General features: G+C 61.5%; 18 protein-coding genes. 8 read left to right on the top strand and 10 right to left on the bottom strand.

Annotated features, from left to right (window positions below; translation table 11 throughout):
* Positions 1-6 precede the first annotated feature (6 nt).
* The 5 genes from ACQ66M_RS01915 to rpsF all read right to left on the bottom strand — a co-directional run bounded on the left by ACQ66M_RS01915 (position 7) and on the right by rpsF (position 4,225).
* Positions 7-1,254, bottom strand: a complete 1,248-nt coding sequence (locus ACQ66M_RS01915; protein WP_350170845.1) for an acyl-CoA dehydrogenase family protein — start codon at positions 1,252-1,254, stop codon at positions 7-9.
* Between the two features lie 134 nt (positions 1,255-1,388).
* Positions 1,389-2,882 carry a replicative DNA helicase gene (locus tag ACQ66M_RS01910; RefSeq protein ID WP_350170846.1) on the bottom strand — a complete coding sequence of 498 codons (1,494 nt, stop codon included), beginning with the start codon at positions 2,880-2,882 and terminating at the stop codon, positions 1,389-1,391.
* Positions 2,883-3,012: 130 nt separating this feature from the next.
* Positions 3,013-3,603, bottom strand: a complete 591-nt coding sequence (gene rplI / locus ACQ66M_RS01905) for a 50S ribosomal protein L9 (protein ID WP_350170847.1) — start codon at positions 3,601-3,603, stop codon at positions 3,013-3,015.
* A gap of 11 nt (positions 3,604-3,614) precedes the next feature.
* Positions 3,615-3,872 (bottom strand): 30S ribosomal protein S18, encoded by a 258-nt coding sequence (gene rpsR, locus ACQ66M_RS01900; RefSeq protein WP_034737477.1) that lies wholly within the window; start codon positions 3,870-3,872, stop codon positions 3,615-3,617.
* Between the two features lie 14 nt (positions 3,873-3,886).
* Positions 3,887-4,225: a 30S ribosomal protein S6 gene (gene rpsF / locus ACQ66M_RS01895; protein WP_350170848.1), complete on the bottom strand. Its 339-nt coding sequence runs from the start codon at positions 4,223-4,225 to the stop codon at positions 3,887-3,889.
* 208 nt (positions 4,226-4,433) lie between these two features.
* Between rpsF and fabD the strand changes: the two genes are divergently transcribed.
* The 8 genes from fabD (at position 4,434) to ACQ66M_RS01855 (ending at position 10,659) form a co-directional block, all read left to right on the top strand.
* Positions 4,434-5,396, top strand: coding sequence for an ACP S-malonyltransferase (fabD, locus tag ACQ66M_RS01890; RefSeq protein WP_430401533.1), 963 nt, complete (start codon positions 4,434-4,436; stop codon positions 5,394-5,396).
* Positions 5,389-6,126 carry a 3-oxoacyl-[acyl-carrier-protein] reductase gene (fabG, locus tag ACQ66M_RS01885; RefSeq protein WP_430401532.1) on the top strand — a complete coding sequence of 246 codons (738 nt, stop codon included), beginning with the start codon at positions 5,389-5,391 and terminating at the stop codon, positions 6,124-6,126. Before fabD ends, fabG begins: the two co-directional genes overlap by 8 nt.
* A gap of 115 nt (positions 6,127-6,241) precedes the next feature.
* The gene (locus ACQ66M_RS01880) at positions 6,242-6,475 is read left to right on the top strand and encodes an acyl carrier protein (protein ID WP_045698220.1); all 234 of its coding nucleotides are present in this window, start codon (positions 6,242-6,244) and stop codon (positions 6,473-6,475) included.
* A gap of 16 nt (positions 6,476-6,491) precedes the next feature.
* On the top strand, positions 6,492-7,778 hold the full coding sequence (fabF, locus tag ACQ66M_RS01875) for a beta-ketoacyl-ACP synthase II (RefSeq protein WP_350216545.1): 1,287 nt from the start codon (positions 6,492-6,494) through the stop codon (positions 7,776-7,778).
* Positions 7,779-7,842: 64 nt separating this feature from the next.
* On the top strand, positions 7,843-8,868 hold the full coding sequence (gene mltG / locus ACQ66M_RS01870; protein ID WP_430401531.1) for an endolytic transglycosylase MltG: 1,026 nt from the start codon (positions 7,843-7,845) through the stop codon (positions 8,866-8,868).
* A complete protein-coding gene (locus tag ACQ66M_RS01865; RefSeq protein WP_430401530.1) occupies positions 8,868-9,755 on the top strand; it encodes a YicC/YloC family endoribonuclease in 888 nt (295 codons plus the stop codon). The genes mltG and ACQ66M_RS01865 overlap by 1 nt, the downstream gene beginning before the upstream one ends.
* Positions 9,745-10,386, top strand: a complete 642-nt coding sequence (gene gmk, locus ACQ66M_RS01860) for a guanylate kinase (RefSeq protein ID WP_430401529.1) — start codon at positions 9,745-9,747, stop codon at positions 10,384-10,386. The genes ACQ66M_RS01865 and gmk overlap by 11 nt, the downstream gene beginning before the upstream one ends.
* A gap of 54 nt (positions 10,387-10,440) precedes the next feature.
* Positions 10,441-10,659 carry a hypothetical protein gene (locus ACQ66M_RS01855; protein WP_350175075.1) on the top strand — a complete coding sequence of 73 codons (219 nt, stop codon included), beginning with the start codon at positions 10,441-10,443 and terminating at the stop codon, positions 10,657-10,659.
* 199 nt (positions 10,660-10,858) lie between these two features.
* On the opposite strand, the gene rsmA is transcribed toward ACQ66M_RS01855, so the two are convergent.
* The 5 genes from rsmA to ACQ66M_RS01830 form a co-directional block, all read right to left on the bottom strand.
* Positions 10,859-11,692: a 16S rRNA (adenine(1518)-N(6)/adenine(1519)-N(6))-dimethyltransferase RsmA gene (rsmA, locus tag ACQ66M_RS01850; RefSeq protein WP_350175073.1), complete on the bottom strand. Its 834-nt coding sequence runs from the start codon at positions 11,690-11,692 to the stop codon at positions 10,859-10,861.
* Positions 11,689-12,696 carry a 4-hydroxythreonine-4-phosphate dehydrogenase PdxA gene (gene pdxA / locus ACQ66M_RS01845; RefSeq protein WP_430401528.1) on the bottom strand — a complete coding sequence of 336 codons (1,008 nt, stop codon included), beginning with the start codon at positions 12,694-12,696 and terminating at the stop codon, positions 11,689-11,691. The genes rsmA and pdxA overlap by 4 nt, the downstream gene beginning before the upstream one ends.
* 39 nt (positions 12,697-12,735) lie before the next feature.
* Entirely contained in the window at positions 12,736-13,980 is a 1,245-nt protein-coding gene (locus ACQ66M_RS01840) for a peptidylprolyl isomerase (RefSeq protein ID WP_430401527.1), read from the bottom strand.
* Positions 13,981-14,144: 164 nt separating this feature from the next.
* Complete coding sequence (locus ACQ66M_RS01835; RefSeq protein ID WP_430401526.1) at positions 14,145-16,334, bottom strand: LPS-assembly protein LptD; 2,190 nt, start codon at positions 16,332-16,334, stop codon at positions 14,145-14,147.
* 170 nt (positions 16,335-16,504) lie between these two features.
* Positions 16,505-16,633, bottom strand: coding sequence for a hypothetical protein (locus ACQ66M_RS01830; protein WP_430401525.1), 129 nt, complete (start codon positions 16,631-16,633; stop codon positions 16,505-16,507).
* Positions 16,634-16,781: the final 148 nt, after the last annotated feature.

Raw genomic sequence — 16,781 nt, 5'->3', positions numbered from 1 at the left:
CCCGGTCTACCAGAGGCCGTGCTTCTGCACCTCGGCGCGCCCGACAACCATGTGGTGGACTTCATCCGGCCCGTCAGCATAGCGAAGATGGCGCATGTCGGCATACATGCCGGCCAGCGGAAACCATTGCGACATGCCGGCGGCGCCGTGCATCTGCATTGCCTGGTCGATGATCAGGCATACTTTCTCAGGCACCATGGCCTTTACCGCGCTGACATAGACGCGGGCTTCCTTGTTGCCGAGCACATCCATCGCCTTGGCGGCCTGCAGGACGGCCAGGCGCATTGCATTGATCTCGATCCGTGCGCGAGAGATCACCTCGAGATTCTTGCCGAGTTTTGCGATTTTCTGGCCGAAGGCGGTGCGCGTTCCGGCGCGCTTGACCATCATTTCCAGAGCCAGTTCGGCCTTGCCGATAGAGCGCATGCAGTGATGAATGCGGCCCGGGCCGAGACGGACCTGCGAGATCTCGAATCCGCGCCCCTCGCCCAGCAGGATATTGTCCTTCGGCACGCGCACATCGGTGAATTTCAGGTGCATGTGCCCGATGGGGGCGTGGTCTTCACCCATGACTTCCATGGCGCCAAGTATCTTCACGCCGGGCGTGTCCATCGGCACCAGGATCTGTGACTGCTGCTTGCTGACCGGGGCATCCGGGCTGGTCTTGACCATCACAATCATGATCTTGCAGCGCGGATTGCCGGCGCCGGAGATGTAGAACTTCTCGCCATTTATGACCCATTCATCCCCATCGAGGACAGCCGTCGTACTGATATTCTTGGCATCCGACGAGGCGACGTTCGGCTCCGTCATGGCATAGGCCGACCGGATTTCACCGGCGAGCAGCGGCTTTAGCCATTGCTCCTTTTGCGCCGGCGTGCCGACCCGTTCCAGAACTTCCATATTGCCGGTGTCGGGCGCGTTGCAGTTCATCGTCTCTGACCCGTAGGGATGCTTGCCCAGCTCGGCGGCAATATAGGCATAGTCGAGGTTTGACAGGCCTTCGCCCGTCTCGGCATCCGGCAGGAAGAAGTTCCAGAGGCCCGCTTCCTTCGCCTTGGTCTTGGCCGCTTCCATCAGCTCGAGCTGGCGCGGGTGCCACGTCCAGCGATCCTCCTTCTCGGCATTCAGCGCCTCGAATTCGTCGCGCCACGGGGCCACGTTCTCTTCCAAGTGCTTGATCACACGGGCGAGAAGTGGCTTGGCCTTTTCCGACATGCTGAGTTCGAAGAGTTCACTGTTGAGGTCCGTCATGCGTTTCCATCCTGCATTTTATGATTTCGCTGGCCGCACCATGCGGGCTTTCGCGGAGGCGTGCAATCTTGTTGGCATGGGCTCGAGTGGTTCCGAGACGGCCAGAAAACCCGACGCCGGAGACCGCAGAACGCCTATTCGCTGGTGTCTTCCAGGTGGCGGCTGCGTTCCAGGTCGCCGAAGCGCGTGATGTTCGCATCGAAGGCGAGGTCGACCTTGCCGATCGGGCCATGGCGCTGCTTGCCGATAATGACTTCCGCAATGCCGTATATCTGGTCCATGCGGGCCCGCCACTGGGTCCATTTCTCGTTCGATGACGGATCATTCGGGTCGGCGCCAGGCTCGGAACGCGCGAGATAGTATTCTTCCCGGTAAACGAACATGACGACATCGGCGTCCTGCTCGATAGACCCGGATTCGCGCAGGTCAGACAGTTGCGGGCGCTTGTCGTCGCGCTGTTCGACGGCTCGGCTGAGCTGGGAGAGGGCAAGGATGGGAACGTTGAGATCCTTGGCTAGTGCCTTCAGGGCCGTGGTGATCTGGGTAACTTCCTGCACGCGGTTGGCATTCGCGTTGCCATTGGTGACCGTAATCAGCTGCAGATAGTCGATCACGATCAGGTCAAGGCCAACCGAACGCTGCAGGCGGCGGGCACGGGCCGCGAGCTGGCTGATCGAGATGCCGCCGGTATCGTCGATATAGAGCGGCAGATTCTGCAGCTCTTCCGTCGCTTCACGCAGGCGTTCGAAGTCAGATTTGTCGAGATCGCCCTGCCGGATGCGGTGCGTGGTAATGCCTGTTCGCTCGGCGAGGATACGCGTGGCGAGCTGTTCGTTCGACATTTCGAGCGAGAAGAAGCCGACGACTGCGCCTTCGACGGTTTTCTTCGACCCATCATCCTGAACCTCAGCCCGGTAGGCTGCGGCGGCATTGTAGGCGATATTGGTGGCGAGCGAGGTTTTCCCCATTGATGGGCGGCCGGCGAGGATGAGAAGGTCGGACCGGTGGAAGCCGCCAAGTTTTTCGTCGAGGTCGCGCAGCATGGTCGGAATGCCGGCAATCTTGCCTTCGCGTTTGAACGCGGCTTCGGCCATCTTCAGGGATTCTGTCAGCGCTTCCGAAAAACTGGTAAAGCCCCGGCCCGTGGCGCCGCGTTCGGCAAGGTCAAACAGCTGGCGTTCGGCCAGTTCGATCTGGCGTTCACCATTCTCGTCGGGGCCGGGCGTCAGGGCGCGGCCCTTGAGTTCGCTGCCAATGTCGACCAGCGCCCGGCGCATCGCAAGATCGCGGATCATGCGGGCATAGTCGGACACTTCAGGGCCGAACGCCGCGCTGTCGAGCAATTGTTCCAGATAGCGCGCGCCGCCAATTTCAGTCAGCTTTTCTGCCTTCTCGAAATGCTCGCGCAGCGTCACACCGTCGGCGACGCGGCCCTGCTGGATCATCGTCGCGGCAACGTCGTATAGTTCCTGATGCGCGGGTGCGTAAAAGTCGGACGGGCGCAGGATATCGGCGATGCGTTGATAGGCATTATTATCAAACAGGATAGCGCCCAGCACGGCCGCTTCAGCCGACAGGTTGTTCGGAGCGATGATGTTCGGTTCGGAGGAATGATCGTCGAGAGGCATTGGTTAATGTTACTTCAAATGCGCGCTCAATGCGCCCCTCAACTGGCAGCAGATCGGATCGAGTCACAAAAAAAGCCGCAGCTGTGGATAGCTGCGGCTTTCTGATTTCATTCGTTCCTGCGAGCAGGGCTTACTCGTCGTCCGAACCACCGATCATGTCGGAAAGTTCAGCCGCAGCCTCTTTCATTTCGCTGGCCTGTTCGTCGGCATACGCGGCATTGGCTTCGTGCAGCGCCGCGACGATGTCCTCGCCCTTGGCCTGACGCTCAGCTTCTTCCGTCGAACGGGCCACATTGGCCTGAACGGTCACGGTGACTTCCGCGTGGAGGCGGACGGCAACGTCATACAGTCCGATCGATTTGATCGGCTTGTCGAGACGCACGCCGCTGACAGGAAATTTGGAGCCTGCAGCGACAGCGGCTTCGGCGATGTCACGGGCGGTGACCGAACCGTAGAGTTGGCCGGTATCGCCAGCCTGGCGGATCAGCGTGAAGGACTGGCCTTCCAGCTTTTCAGCCTCGGTTTCGGCAGCGGCACGCGCCGATGCGTTACGCTGTTCAATAATTTCCCGCTCAGCTTCGAACCGCGCGCGGTTCTTGTCATTTGCGAGAAGGGCCTTGCCCTGCGGGATGAGGAAGTTGCGTGCAAAGCCGTTCTTCACGGAGACTTCGTCTCCGATCTTTCCAAGGCGCTCGACGCGTTCAAGAAGGATCACTTGCATGTCGGTGTCTCCTACTTCACTTCAAACGGAAGCAGGGCCAGCATGCGGGCGCGTTTGATCGCCTGGGCAAGCTTGCGCTGGTTCTTGAGGTTTACGGCCGTGATGCGGCTAGGCACGATTTTCCCTTTTTCAGAGATATAACGCTGCAGCAGTTTCACGTCCTTGTAATCGATTTCCTGGGCGTGTTCACCGGTAAACGGGTCCACCTTGCGGCGACGTCCGAACGGGCGACGGGCAGGAATGTTCGTGATGTTCAGTTTCTGAGCCATGTTTCCTGTCCTCTCTAGTCGCGACGACGTTCTTTGCGCGACAGGACGGCCGAAAGCTCGTCACTGTGCGACTCGACGCGGATCGTCATGTAGCGCATCACATCATCGGAAATTCGCAGGCGGCGTTCCAGTTCGTGGACCGCATTAGCCGGGCCGTCGATGTTGAGGAGCGAATAGTGCCCCTTGCGCTGTTTCTTGATCGGATAGGCAAGGTTGCGCAGGCCCCAGTACTCGGTACGGCCGACAGTTGCGCCTTTTTCCTTGAGGAAGCCGGACAATTCTTCGACAAATGTGTCGACCTGTGCCGGCGAAATGTCAGGTCGTGTGATCACGACGTGCTCATATAGTGCCATGTTTTTATTCCCAAAAATGAGGCATGCGGCGCAAGACAGCGGGAAACTGACTGGCGATGGCCCCTCTTCGTCCGGCTCATTCCGGGCTAATGAGGACCGCATCCCTGCGAGTGAAGGCGCGTCTTAAGCCTATATTGGTGGAGATTTCAAGCGCTTGCACACATTGGCGAGCCCGATTAGGCACGACAAAAATCTGGAGGAAATCGCGATGACAGGACTGGCGTTCATCTTTCCCGGCCAAGGCAGCCAGGAAATCGGTATGGGCAAGGCCCTCGCGGACGCATTTCCGGTCGCCAGGGCCGTGTTCGACGAAGTCGATGCGGCTCTCGGCCAGAACCTGTCGAAACTGATGTGGGAGGGCGATCTTGCCGAACTGACGCTGACGGCGAACACCCAGCCCGCCTTAATGGCGCACAGCGTTGCCGCAATGCGCGCGCTCGAAGCGACGTTTGGTATTTCCGCGTCTGACGCTATGTTCGTGGCCGGGCATTCTCTGGGTGAGTATGCGGCGCTGGCATCGGCGGGTGCGATCAGCCTCGCAGACACGGCCCGTCTGCTGCGCATACGCGGGAACGCCATGCAGGGGGCGGTAGCCGCCGGTGAAGGGGCCATGGCGGCGCTGCTTGGCGCAGACCTGGTACAGGCCGAAGCTGCCTGCGATGCGGGCCGGGCGACGGGCGGCGCCTGCGAGATTGCCAATGACAATGCCCCCGGCCAGCTTGTGCTGTCAGGCTCGCAGGCCGCCATTGATGCGGCATGCGAGTATGCGAAGGCCAATGGCGTGAAAAAGGCCATGCTGCTGAACGTGTCAGCGCCGTTCCATTGTTCGCTGATGCAGCCTGCTGCTGACGCCATGGCCGCCGCGCTGGCGGATGTGACGATCCATGCGCCGAACGTTCCGGTTGTTGCCAACATTTCAGCCAGGCCGACGAGGGATCCCGAGGCGATCCGGCAAAACCTGATCGACCAGGTGACAGGTCGCGTGCGCTGGACCGAAAGCGTCCAGTTCATGGTGGGCAGGGGCGTCACGGCAACGGCCGAAGCTGGCGCTGGCAAGGTGTTGACGGTCATGCAGCGCCGCATTGAAAAATCATTGAACGGCTTCACACTCGGAACGCCCGAGGATCTTGAAGCCTTCGCAGCCTTTATCAAGGGAGAAGCCCATGTTTGATCTCACCGGCCGGACGGCCCTGGTTACCGGCGCATCGGGCGGCATTGGCCGGGCGATTGCCACAGCGCTTTCGGAGGCTGGCGCGAAGGTTGCGCTTTCCGGTACGCGCGAAAGCGTGCTGGAGGAGGTGGCTGCCACGCTTAAAGGCGAGAGCGCCATCGTGACTTGCAACCTGTCTGACGCCGAAGCCGTGGATGGCCTGGTGGGCCGCGCGGAGGCAGCGGTCGGGCCACTCGACATTCTGGTTGCCAATGCGGGCATCACCCGGGACAAATTGCTGATCCAGATGAAGGATGAAGACTGGAACGACGTGCTGCAGGTGAATCTTGGCAGCTATTTCCGCCTCACCAAGAGTGCTGTGCGGGGCATGATGAAGCGCCGCTACGGCCGCATCATCGGGATCACCTCGATCGTTGGCGTGACCGGCAATCCGGGCCAGACAAATTACTGCGCATCCAAGGCCGGCATGATCGGATTCACCAAGTCCATTGCGCAAGAAGTGGCCAGTCGCGGCATAACGGCAAACACGATTGCGCCCGGTTTCATCGAATCGCCCATGACGGACGGGTTGCCCGATGCGCAGAAAGAGGCACTTCTGGCAGGCATCCCCGCAGGCCGTCTGGGGCAGGGTGGAGACATCGCCTCAGCGGCAGTATACCTTGCATCCAGCGAAGCCTCCTACGTGACGGGGCAAACGCTGCATGTTAATGGCGGTATGGCAATGATCTGATTTCGCTACAGTAACCGTTGCGACTAGGGCTTGGCGCTTTCGTCAAGTGTGTGCTAGGCGCAACACAATGGTTCAGAAATGGACCGGCTTTTCGGGCATATCTAGAGAGGTATTCATGTCTGACGTTCTTGAGCGTGTGAAAAAAATCGTAGTCGATAATCTCGACGTGGACGCTGACAAAGTTGTCGAGAGCGCAAGCTTCATCGACGACCTCGGCGCAGACTCGCTGGACCTGGTCGAACTGGTCATGGCCTTCGAAGAAGAATTCAATATCGAAATCCCGGACGATGTGCAGGAATCGATCCGGTCCGTCGGTGACGCGGTGACTCACATCAAAGCTCACGTCTGAGACGGAGCTGTCCTGAATGTCTGACCGCCGCGTTGTTATAACGGGTATCGGGATTGTCTCTCCGCTCGCTTTCGGGCGCGAGGCAACCTGGGAACGCCTGATTGCCGGAAAGTCCGGAGCAGGACGCATTGATGTCTTCGATCCGGAGGACATGCCGTGCAAGATCGCGTTCCAGGTACCATGGACCAACGGGCGCGGCGGTGGCGCAGGCGATCCCCATGCATTTGATCCGGACAAGTTTGTCTCCCCCAAGGAGCTGCGCCGGATCGACGAATTCATCCTGTACGCGATTGCGGCAGCAGAAGAAGCTGTCGAGGACGCCGACTGGCGCCCTGAAGACGATGAAAGCCGTGAACGCACCGGCGTGATGATCGGCTCCGGGATTGGCGGGCTGGAATCCATCTACAATACGGCTGTCACCCTGCACGAGCATGGCCCGCGCAAGGTCAGCCCCTTCTTCATTCCGTCGGCATTGATCAACCTCGCCTCCGGGCAGGTATCGATCAAGCACGGCTTCAAGGGGCCGAACCATGCGGTCGTCACGGCCTGTGCGACCGGCGCGCATGCCATTGGCGACTCGGCGCGCCTGATCAAGTACGGCGATGCCGACGTGATGCTGGCTGGCGGTTCGGAAGCCGTGATCGGCCGCATCGCGATTGCCGGCTTCTGCGCCGCCAAGGCGATGTCCACGAATTTCAACGATACGCCCGAAAAGGCCTCGCGCCCGTATGACAAGGACCGCGACGGTTTTGTCATGGGCGACGGCGCGGCTGTTCTCGTGCTTGAAGAGTATGAGCACGCGAAGGCGCGCGGCGCGAAGATCTATGCCGAGGTCTCGGGCTATGGCCTGACGGGCGATGCCTATCACATCACGGCGCCTGCCGAAGGTGCCGAGGGTGGCTATCGCGCCATGAAGATGGCGCTGAAAAATTCCGGCATCGACCCGACCGAAGTCGATTATATCAATGCGCACGGAACCTCGACGCCGAAGGGTGACGAAGGCGAAGCCGGTGCGGTTGAGCGGGCCTATGGCGATCATGCAGCGAACATGTCCATGTCGTCGACCAAGTCGGCCGTGGGTCACCTGCTGGGTGCGGCGGGTGCGATTGAAAGCGCGTTCTGTGCTCTGGCAATACGTGACCAGATCATGCCGCCGACTTTGAACCTCGACAATCCAAGCTTCGAAACCAAGCTCGACCTCATTCCGCACAAGGCCAAGGAGGGCCGTGTGCGGGCTGCGATGTCAAACAGCTTCGGCTTTGGCGGCACGAATGCGTCGCTTGTGCTGCGGGAAGTGAAATAGGCCACTATCGCCGGGCAGGGGCGGGCATGTAGGCTGGCTTTGCCAGATTCGTGTGAGGCGTTCCATGAAGTTCATCAAAGGCCTGTTATCGCTGATTGTCGCGGTCGTGATCCTCGCAGGCGCCGTTATGGGCGCTGGCTGGATATGGCTTGGTAATGAAGTGGCCAAGGATGGCCCGTTGCCGGCTGAAACGCTCTTCATTGTCGAGCCCGGCGAGGGCATGTCCACCGTAGCGACCCGGCTGGAGAGTGACGGCGTGATTCGCTCGGCCTGGGTCATGCGTCTCAAGGCCCGGATTGATGGCACTGAAACAGCGCTGAAATCCGGCGAGTTCACGCTTGAGCCGCAGGCGAGCCTGGGCGAGATTCTCGACATCCTGATCGAGGGCAAGGCCGTCATGCACAAGATCACGCTGCCGGAAGGCCGCACGACGGCCCAGTTGCTGCGCCTCATCGAGAGTGATCCCGTGCTCATCGGGCCCATGCCTGAACTGCCTGTCGCCGAGGGCAGCCTGTTGCCTGACACATATCTCTTCCATCGCGGCATGACGCGGGCGAAACTGATCGCCCGGATGGCCAAGGCGCAGGATGATCTTCTCAAGGCGCTTTGGCCCAAACGTCAGGAAGGCCTGCCTTTCGCCAGTCCCTACGAAGCGGTGATCCTTGCATCTGTGGTGGAAAAGGAAACCGGCCTTGCGGATGAGCGGCCGGAAATTGCCGGCCTGTTCACGGCGCGCATGAAGCGGGGCATGCGGCTGCAGAGCGATCCCACAATCATCTACGGGATTTCGCAGGGCGAGCCGCTCTATAACAAGGCAGGCAAGCGCCGGACGCTCTATCGATCGGAAATCGACCGCAAGACGGACTGGAACACTTACCAGATTGACGGCCTGCCCAAGACACCCATTTGCAATCCGGGGCGGGATGCAATTGCTGCAGTGCTGAATCCGCCCGAAACGGAGTACATATTCTTTGTGGCTGACGGCAAAGGGGGGCATCTCTTCGCCAGGACGCTGGCCGAGCACAATCGCAATGTGGCGGCCTACCGGAAGTATGAGCGCGGCGAGATCGCGCGGGAGAGGGCTGAGTAATGGGTGGATTGTCGGGTATGACCGGCTTCGCCCGTGTCGCGGGAGAAGCGGCATGGGGAAGCTGGGCCTGGGAGGCGAAGAGCGTTAACGGACGCAGCCTCGATGTGCGGGTGAATACCCCACCCGGTTTTGACGCCATCGAACGCGCGGTAAAGTCGGCAGCCTCGAAACTGTTCAATCGGGGGTCGTTGCAGGTGTCCCTGCGGATCGACATGAGCGCAGGCGACGAGACCGTTACGGTCAACGAACCCCTGCTGACGGCCCTGACCGATGCGGCGCAGGCGATCCATGGCGCTGGCCTGTCGGGCGAGGCGATCGCCACGCTGATGACGCTGAAGGGCGTTGTGGAAACCGGCGGTAGCTCTCTGAGGGACCTGGCGCAGGATGCCGCGGCCATCCGCCTGCTGATCGGGGCTGCGGAAGCCGCGCTGACGGAGCTGGCCGCAGCGCGCCGGGCCGAAGGCGTGTCGTTGACGGGAATTCTGACCGGGCTTGTCAGCGAGATGGAAGGTTTTGCCGGCGATGCGGCGAAACTGGCTGACGGCCAGCCGGCCTTGCTAAAAGCCCGGCTGAAGAAGCAGCTCGACGAGTTGGATTCCGAAGGCCGCGTCGATGCAGACAGGGCCGCCGTGGAGATTGCGCTGAGCGCGGCCAAGGCTGACGTTCGCGAGGAGCTCGACCGGCTGGCGGCGCACTTTACTGGCGCGCGCGAGCTGATCGCAGGTGGCTCTCCTGCCGGGCGGAAACTGGACTTCCTTGCACAGGAACTCAACCGCGAAGCCAATACGCTCTGCTCCAAATCGGTCAGCCTGGATTTGACGAATGCCGGTCTGGGCCTCAAAGGGGTGATCGACCAGTTCAAGGAGCAGGCTGCGAATGTCGAATGAGCAAATGGGAAAGCGAAGGGGGCTGATGCTTGTCCTGTCGAGCCCGTCGGGCGCAGGCAAGACGACGCTGTCGCACATGCTGCTGAACGAGTTTGAGGATGTGAACCTGTCCGTCTCCGCCACGACGCGAAAGCCGCGTCCGAACGAACAGGATGGTGCCCATTATCACTTCAAGTCGGTGGATGAATTCAAGGCGATGATCGCCAACCGCGAATTCCTCGAATGGGCGCATGTCTTCGACAAGTATTACGGCACGCCGCGCGCCGATACGGTGGCAAAACTGGAGAGCGGCGAGGACATATTGTTCGACGTCGACTGGCAGGGCGCCGATGCGCTGCATGACCAGATGCCGAATGATGTGGTTTCCGTCTTCATCCTGCCGCCGAGCATTGAGGAGCTGGAGGCGCGCCTGGCCGCCCGCGCAGGCTCGACGCCGGAAGATGTGGCCCGCCGCATGGTGGATGCGCGCCGCGAGATCATGCACTGGCGCCGCTATGATTACGCCATCGTCAATGACAATCTCGACGAGGCCTATCAGCGCCTGCGCCGGATCCTGCTGGTCGAGCGCCTGAAACGGCTGCGCCAGCTGGACCTTGAAGACCATGTCAGGCGTCTCCTCGGAGAGGCCTGAATGCGTGCTCGCACGTTCTACCCTTTCGCAAGTCTTCCCTGAAAAGGCCCGCGCATGACAAATGATAATGAACCGCAGACGGATGAGCGGGCGCCCGAGTCGCCGCAACAGCCGCCCCGCCCCAAGGCAAAGGCCATCTGGCTGCTCTGGCTCTTGCCGTTTGCCCTGATCGTCACCTCCGCCTGGTACGTGATCCGCGGCGGCCTCGACCGCACGCACACGTTCGAGGAAGTGACCGATATCGTCGTGGAACCGTTTGACGGGAAAGAATAGAGGGGGCTTTCCTGTTGAACGCTGACCGTCATTCGCAGCCTTTTCCTCCGGGCGAAGGGCTGGGAGTGAGGGGCGATGGCATCGCCGCAGATGGCGGGACTGTGTTGGCTTGTCCCGTGACCCTTCACTCCGGCGACTTGCTCGGGCAATCGCAGCGCTATGGCTGATCCTCGCAAATCAGGGGAGAGGGGGAAGCTTGTTAAGCCAAACTTGCCGCCAACCTTCGGAAATCATCCTGCGACAGTGTTTCAGCCCGTGCGGTCGGGTCGATGCCGACGCTTTCGAGCCATTCGGCGGCTTTCATGCCGCGTTTTTTTGCCAGCGGTTTGAGGGCGGCGCGCATCATCTTGCGGCGCTGGCCGAAGGCAGCGCCGGTGACCTGCTCGAGCAGGTCGATATGGGCGAAGCGCTGATCGGCGGGCAGTGGCTCCAGCACGGCGACGGCGCTGTCGACCTTGGGCGGGGGGCTGAACGCGCCCGGCGGCAGGGTGAAGGCGATGTGGGGGCGGGTCGCGGACTGGACGAGAACCGCGAGGCGGCCATAATGGTCCGTATTGGGCGCAGCGCAGATGCGCTCGGCGACTTCCTTCTGGAACATCAGCGCCATCTCGCCGCGCCAGTCGCCCGCCTTGAGCCAGCCGACGAGGAGTGGTGTGCCGACATTATAGGGCAGGTTGGCGATGACCATGGCGGGCTGGGTGGCACCAGCCTCTTCCACCAGTTTTTCGAAATTGACCTTGCGGGCATCTTTCTGGACGACGATCAGGCGGTCATCCTTTGCTTCCGGCCACAGGGTGAGCGCCTCGGCAAAGCGCGAATCGGTCTCGACCGCGATGACCTTGCCGGCGCCCTCGTCGAGCAGGGCGCGCGTCAGGCCGCCGGGGCCAGGGCCGACTTCGATGACGACGCGGTCCTTCACCGGGCCGGCGGCAGTGGCCGCGCGATGCAGGATGCTGGGGTCGAACAGGAAGTGCTGGCCGAGCGCCTTGCGGGCGGGGGCATCTGTCAATTGCGGGCGCTGGGGATCCGTCACGCAGCATCTGTCCTTGCAAGGGTCATCGAGGCAGCGAGGCGGAGGGCGGCGATGAGGCTGTCGGCGCGTGTGGTGCCTGCGGCGGCGGCATCATAGGCGGTGCCATGGTCCGGGCTGGTGCGGACCACGGGCAGGCCGAGCGTGACATTGACGCCGCCCCAGAAGTCCAGAGTCTTGACCGGGATCAGGCCCTGGTCATGGGTCATGGCGATCACGGCATCATAGGCGCCCGACAAGGCTTCGGCGAACACGGTGTCGCCGGGGCGGGCGTCGGACATGTCCACGCCCGAGAGGCGCAGGGCATGGGCGGCGGGGTTTATGATCGCCTGCTCTTCGGCACCGATCGTTCCCTCTTCTCCCGCATGCGGATTGAGGCCGGAAAAAGCGATGCGTGGCGCGTCGAGGCCGAAATCCTGTTTCAGGGCGCGGTTGACGATCTGGCCGAGTTCGACGAGCCCGGAAACGGTCAGTGCCTTGCCGACCTTCATCAGGGGAATGTGGATTGTGGCGAGCGCAACCCGGAGGCCGCCGCCGACCAGCATCATGACCGGCTGCGGAGCGGGCTCGTTCGGGTTGGTGCAAAGGTGGGCGACGTATTCGGTGTGGCCCGGATAGGAAAAGCCGGCGCTGTAGAGCAGGGCCTTGTTGATGGGATTCGTGACAATGCCGTCTGCCATGCCTTCAAGCGCGTGGGAGGTGGCGAGTGCGATGGAGCGGATGATGGCGGGCGCGGCATCCGCATCGGGCTGGCCGGGCCGCACGTCAGGTACATCGGCCAGCGCGAGCACCGGCAGGGCATCGGAAAAAATGTCGCGGGCTTCCGCGGGCGAAGCGATTTTGCGGACCGGGACGCGGGCGGCATAGAGCGCTGGCGCGCCGATCACGTAGAAGGTGAGGGCGGGATCGGCCTGCAGTTTCTCCCAGGCCGCCGTCGTGATAGCGGGGCCGCAGCCAGCGGGGTCGCCCATGGTCAGGGCAAGAAGGGGGGTGTGTGTCCGGGTCACGCGCGGAGGTTTGGTGGCAAAAGACCGGCCGTGCAAGCCCTATCGATAGATGATCGTGGCGTCGCGGCGCAGATTTCGAAGCTCGCGTTCAGAGATCATGCCGAGTTCGCGGTTCTTGATGCTGCCCTTGAGGTCTTCGCGCGAAGGCAGAGCTTCGGCGCCATCCTGACGGTCGCAGACATACATGACGGCAAGGCCGCCCGAAGCCGCGAAAATGTCCGTCGCCTGGCCGACTTGCGTGGCCAGCACGAGAGACTTGCCCTCCGGTCCAAGTTCCTCGACGTTGATTTCGTTGAGGTCTGCGGCGCGCAGATTGGTCTTGGAATTGGCGATGCTCTGAACGTCATCGCAGCTGGTGATCTTTTCCATGGCGGCCTTGAGGTCGGCTTCAGACCCGTCGGACACGTAAAGACGCTTGAGATTGACCTTGGTCACTTCCTGGCTGGGTTCGCGCTTGTTGGCGACCAGAAGGATGTAGACGCCATTGTCGACCACGATCGGCTCCAGCAGGCCGGGCTGTTCGGCAGCAGAGACCGCGGCGGCCAGTTCCGGCGCGAGGTCTTCGGCGGACATCCAGCCCATGTCACCGCCTGTAGCGGCGGTGGGGGCCGATGAGATGCGCTGCGCTGCGACGCGGAAATCGGCGCCCTGCTTGAGCTGGTCGAGGACGGCACTGGCCGCCGTGATCGCCTGCTCGCGGGTTTCAGGATCGGGTGCAAACAGGAAAATTTCCGAGACGCGATACTGGGTTTTTTGCGAGGCGGTGCGCATGCGCTCCAACTGGTCGTCAACCTGGTTGTCCGAAACACGGATGCGAGAGCCATACAGGCCGCTCATGACGCGGTTCCAGGCGATTTCAGCCCGCATCTGCTCTTCAAGACTGGCCGGGTTGACGCCTGACTGCAGAAGCTGGGCTTTCAACTGGTCGCCCGTCGTGCCGCCCTGGCGGGCCATGTCTTCGACCGCGCCTGCGATTTCGCGGGCGTCGATTTCCATTTCGAATTCGGACGCTTTTTCCAGCTGGAGGCTTTCGTCGATCAATTGCTCCAGAGCCTGGCCGGTGATCTGCTGGATCTGCTCGGCAGACGGCTGCTGGCCGCCAACGCTGAGCAGGAGGAGGCGCGCGCGCTGGCGAACGTCGGAATACGAGATCGGCTTGTCATTGACGACTGCAGCGACGCCTTCAAGCGGCAGGCGGCCGGGATCAGCAGCGTCCTGTGCCATGGCGACGCCTGTAGCGGACAAAGCGAACAGGGAGGCAGCAACAAGTAACTGACGGATCATGTAGTCTCTCCATTGGGCACCCAGCCAGGCCCCAGGTCTTTCAAGTTAGGCGGACCATACAAGTCCTGCGGGCAGGTGCAACGGATCAGGGCAGTGTTCCCTGAATCGTTACGGATAATTAGGGTTGAGCGTGATCGCGGCGCGGCAACGGACCGGTGGCCGAATCAGTCGAATTCACTGGATCCGAAATCTCCGATGGATTTGAGCGAGAAGCGGAACTGGAAACTTTCCGACGGGCCGAGGGTGCGATCCGTCAGTTCCGAACGCTGGTAGATGATCTCGAAGCGCGAACAGTCGTCCTCATAGGCGATGCCGACTTCCCGCTTGGCGTTCAGATCGCCCACGATATCCCGCAGCTGGCCGAAAACCAGCGAGAAACGGTTGGTCACCTGCACTTCTCCGCGCAGGAAAATGCCCTCGTCCGGTCTGCCGAGCGGGCTGACGCGCTCATTGATCTTGTAATACTGGCCAACCGCACGCAGGCGCTTGTAATTCGTGCTCAGCCGGGCGTCGATTCGGTTCAGCTTGAACCCGTCATCATCCAGCCTGAGGCGCGTATCGAGACGTAGCGCACTGCCGAAATCTGCCGTGGATTCAGCAACCCAGTCCGATGATGTGCCGTCGAGGTTGCTGGCCACATCGAAATTGGGATCGGTGCGCGAGCGCCAGCGCCGGCCAACTGTCGTGCTGAATTCCGGGCCGCTTTTGAACTGGGCGCGGGCCGTGACCCCGGCGGCCGCCTTGCCGTCACCTTCGTAAAGGTCGTAATTGCCAAACCCGTTGGCGGCGAACAGGTCGCCCTCGTCAAATTCATAGAGAAGGCTGTCTTCGTTCGGGATGGCCGGGTCGTTGACATTGGAAAAACCCCATGCGCCCATGATCGCAGGTTCGACAACAATGTCGACAATCTTGCCCGGTCGCACCAGGGGATAGGCGATCTTCACGCCCGCATTGCCGACGGCGCGTGTGACGTCCGGCTTGCCTGAGACGCTTTCATCGAGCGCGTAATAATCGGCGCGGATTTCGGCGAAAGGTTCAAATGTGAAGCCACCTGGAAGAATGTCCAGTTTCGACCAGTCACCCCCCACACTGACGCGTTGGCTGTCGGCGCCGACTTCCCGGGTCAGCATGGCGGAAGACACGTTGACGGCGGCAAAGCCGTAATCGCCCAGATCCCAGTATTTCTCGCCGAAGAAGACGGGCGCGAGGGTCGGAAGGCCGCCGTCCACATCGCCGGCGCGCAGGCCCTGGAAGTCCAGCACCGCGATATCCGTATAGTAACTGTCGCCCTGTCCGATCGCGAATATCTGCGACAGCAGCCGGCGGGGCTGGCTGGAATAGAGGCCGCGCCGTTCACCCTGTCCGTCAATATCGTAGCGACGGTCATAGAGGTCATCGGTCTGGTTCTCGACACCAAAGCCCCATTGCCATTCCGGCGAGATCGCAAACAGGCCCTTGCCGTAGATGTGGCCGCGCCATTTCTCGTCACCAAAGCGTTCGCCGTCACTGTCGAAATCGGCTTCGCGCGTGATGCTGGTACTGAATTTGACGCCGCCGGAGTAAAACCGCTTTCGGAAGTCGAGGCCGAGCAGAGGGTTCACGTTGGCGCTGACCATCGGGGCGATTGTGACGTCCGAGGAGTCCGAATAGGCCCAATAGTATGGTTGCTGGTAGAACGTTCCGAGTTTTGACGAGACGCCGCCCGACGGCACGAGAAAGCCCGACCGCCGGTCCGATGTCGGGTCCGGGTGAGCCAGATACGGGAAATAGAAGACCGGGATGCCCGCGACTTCGAAGACTGCGTCCCGGTAGGAAATCATCTGGCTTTCCTGGTCAAGCACGGCCCGGCGGGCACGCAGGGACCAGGTTGGCGTCGTATCCTCTTCGCATACGGGACAGGCTGTATAGATGACCTGCTCAAGTGCGTTGATACCATCTGTCTGGCGGATCGCCGCGTTCGAGACGACCGTTGCGCCATCCGGCAGGCGGGCCGAGAAACCGATGGCGTAGCCGTCGGCCAGATTGGAGTTAACCTCGATCTCGTCGGCGAATTGTTGCGAGCCATCCGGGTCGACGATGACGACATTGCCGGTGGCGCGTACACGGTCGGTCATCTTGTTGTAGACGATCCTGTCGGCGCGCAGGACACGCCCTTCGTACAGCGCCTCGACATTGCCTTCGGCGACAATGCTGTTTTCTTCCTGGATTTCGTAGATGTAATCGGCTTCGAGTACGACGTGTTCACTTGCCTCAGAGGCGGGCTGGGCAAGGCTTGAAGCCTCCTGCGCGTGTGCGGAGGCGGCTCCGGATGCAACCAGACCCAATGCTGCGGCGTAGAGGAGCCAGTTCGCCAAGTCCGGGTTACCTCAGTTACAATGGCGCGGGGAGAGAGCACGATGTGCCGGCGCCGGGTTCACAAATCAGACTGGAGGCTTAGAGGCGATGGCCCGGATCGTCCAGCCATCGGTGGCTGATGGCGGCATTTTCATGCTTTTGGCGGTGTTTTCGCGACACAGGCGGTCAATCAGACCCCGAGAACTGCGGGGCCGCCTGACAGGGTGAGGGCGACGCCAGACAGGTCTCGTTCTGCAAGGATTGCTGCGCAACGCGCCGCGCCCAGCCCTCTGGTACGGGCGATCTCGTCAATCGGCATGGGCGGAGAAGGATCCGCTCACCCTGGCAACCTGGCTGTATGGCGGGGGGCTCATCATGCGATTCGGGGTCGAAAGCGGACATGTCAGGACTGGAGACGTGGCCAAAGCGCAGGGATGAGAGGATTTCGATCGCGACCACCGGGGCCG

The sequence above is a fragment of the Hyphomonas sp. genome (assembly GCF_965284475.1).
Lineage (GTDB): Bacteria > Pseudomonadota > Alphaproteobacteria > Caulobacterales > Hyphomonadaceae > Hyphomonas.
The sequence above is the reverse complement of the archived record's forward strand: the minus strand, read 5'-3'. Positions and strand labels throughout refer to the sequence as shown.

Excerpts from the sequence above, each read along its gene's own strand:
- gmk (WP_430401529.1), top strand. The coding sequence starts at position 9,745 with ATGTCGAATGAGCAAATGGGAAAGCGAAGGGGGCTGATGCTTGTCCTG.
- ACQ66M_RS01855 (WP_350175075.1), top strand. The coding sequence starts at position 10,441 with ATGACAAATGATAATGAACCGCAGACGGATGAGCGGGCGCCCGAGTCG.
- rpsF (WP_350170848.1), bottom strand. The coding sequence starts at position 4,225 with ATGGCACTATATGAGCACGTCGTGATCACACGACCTGACATTTCGCCG.
- fabG (WP_430401532.1), top strand. The coding sequence starts at position 5,389 with ATGTTTGATCTCACCGGCCGGACGGCCCTGGTTACCGGCGCATCGGGC.
- fabF (WP_350216545.1), top strand. The coding sequence starts at position 6,492 with ATGTCTGACCGCCGCGTTGTTATAACGGGTATCGGGATTGTCTCTCCG.
- mltG (WP_430401531.1), top strand. The coding sequence starts at position 7,843 with ATGAAGTTCATCAAAGGCCTGTTATCGCTGATTGTCGCGGTCGTGATC.
- fabD (WP_430401533.1), top strand. The coding sequence starts at position 4,434 with ATGACAGGACTGGCGTTCATCTTTCCCGGCCAAGGCAGCCAGGAAATC.
- ACQ66M_RS01915 (WP_350170845.1), bottom strand. The coding sequence starts at position 1,254 with ATGACGGACCTCAACAGTGAACTCTTCGAACTCAGCATGTCGGAAAAG.
- ACQ66M_RS01880 (WP_045698220.1), top strand. The coding sequence starts at position 6,242 with ATGTCTGACGTTCTTGAGCGTGTGAAAAAAATCGTAGTCGATAATCTC.
- ACQ66M_RS01830 (WP_430401525.1), bottom strand. The coding sequence starts at position 16,633 with ATGCCGATTGACGAGATCGCCCGTACCAGAGGGCTGGGCGCGGCGCGT.
- ACQ66M_RS01865 (WP_430401530.1), top strand. The coding sequence starts at position 8,868 with ATGGGTGGATTGTCGGGTATGACCGGCTTCGCCCGTGTCGCGGGAGAA.
- ACQ66M_RS01840 (WP_430401527.1), bottom strand. The coding sequence starts at position 13,980 with ATGATCCGTCAGTTACTTGTTGCTGCCTCCCTGTTCGCTTTGTCCGCT.
- rpsR (WP_034737477.1), bottom strand. The coding sequence starts at position 3,872 with ATGGCTCAGAAACTGAACATCACGAACATTCCTGCCCGTCGCCCGTTC.
- rplI (WP_350170847.1), bottom strand. The coding sequence starts at position 3,603 with ATGCAAGTGATCCTTCTTGAACGCGTCGAGCGCCTTGGAAAGATCGGA.
- ACQ66M_RS01910 (WP_350170846.1), bottom strand. The coding sequence starts at position 2,882 with ATGCCTCTCGACGATCATTCCTCCGAACCGAACATCATCGCTCCGAAC.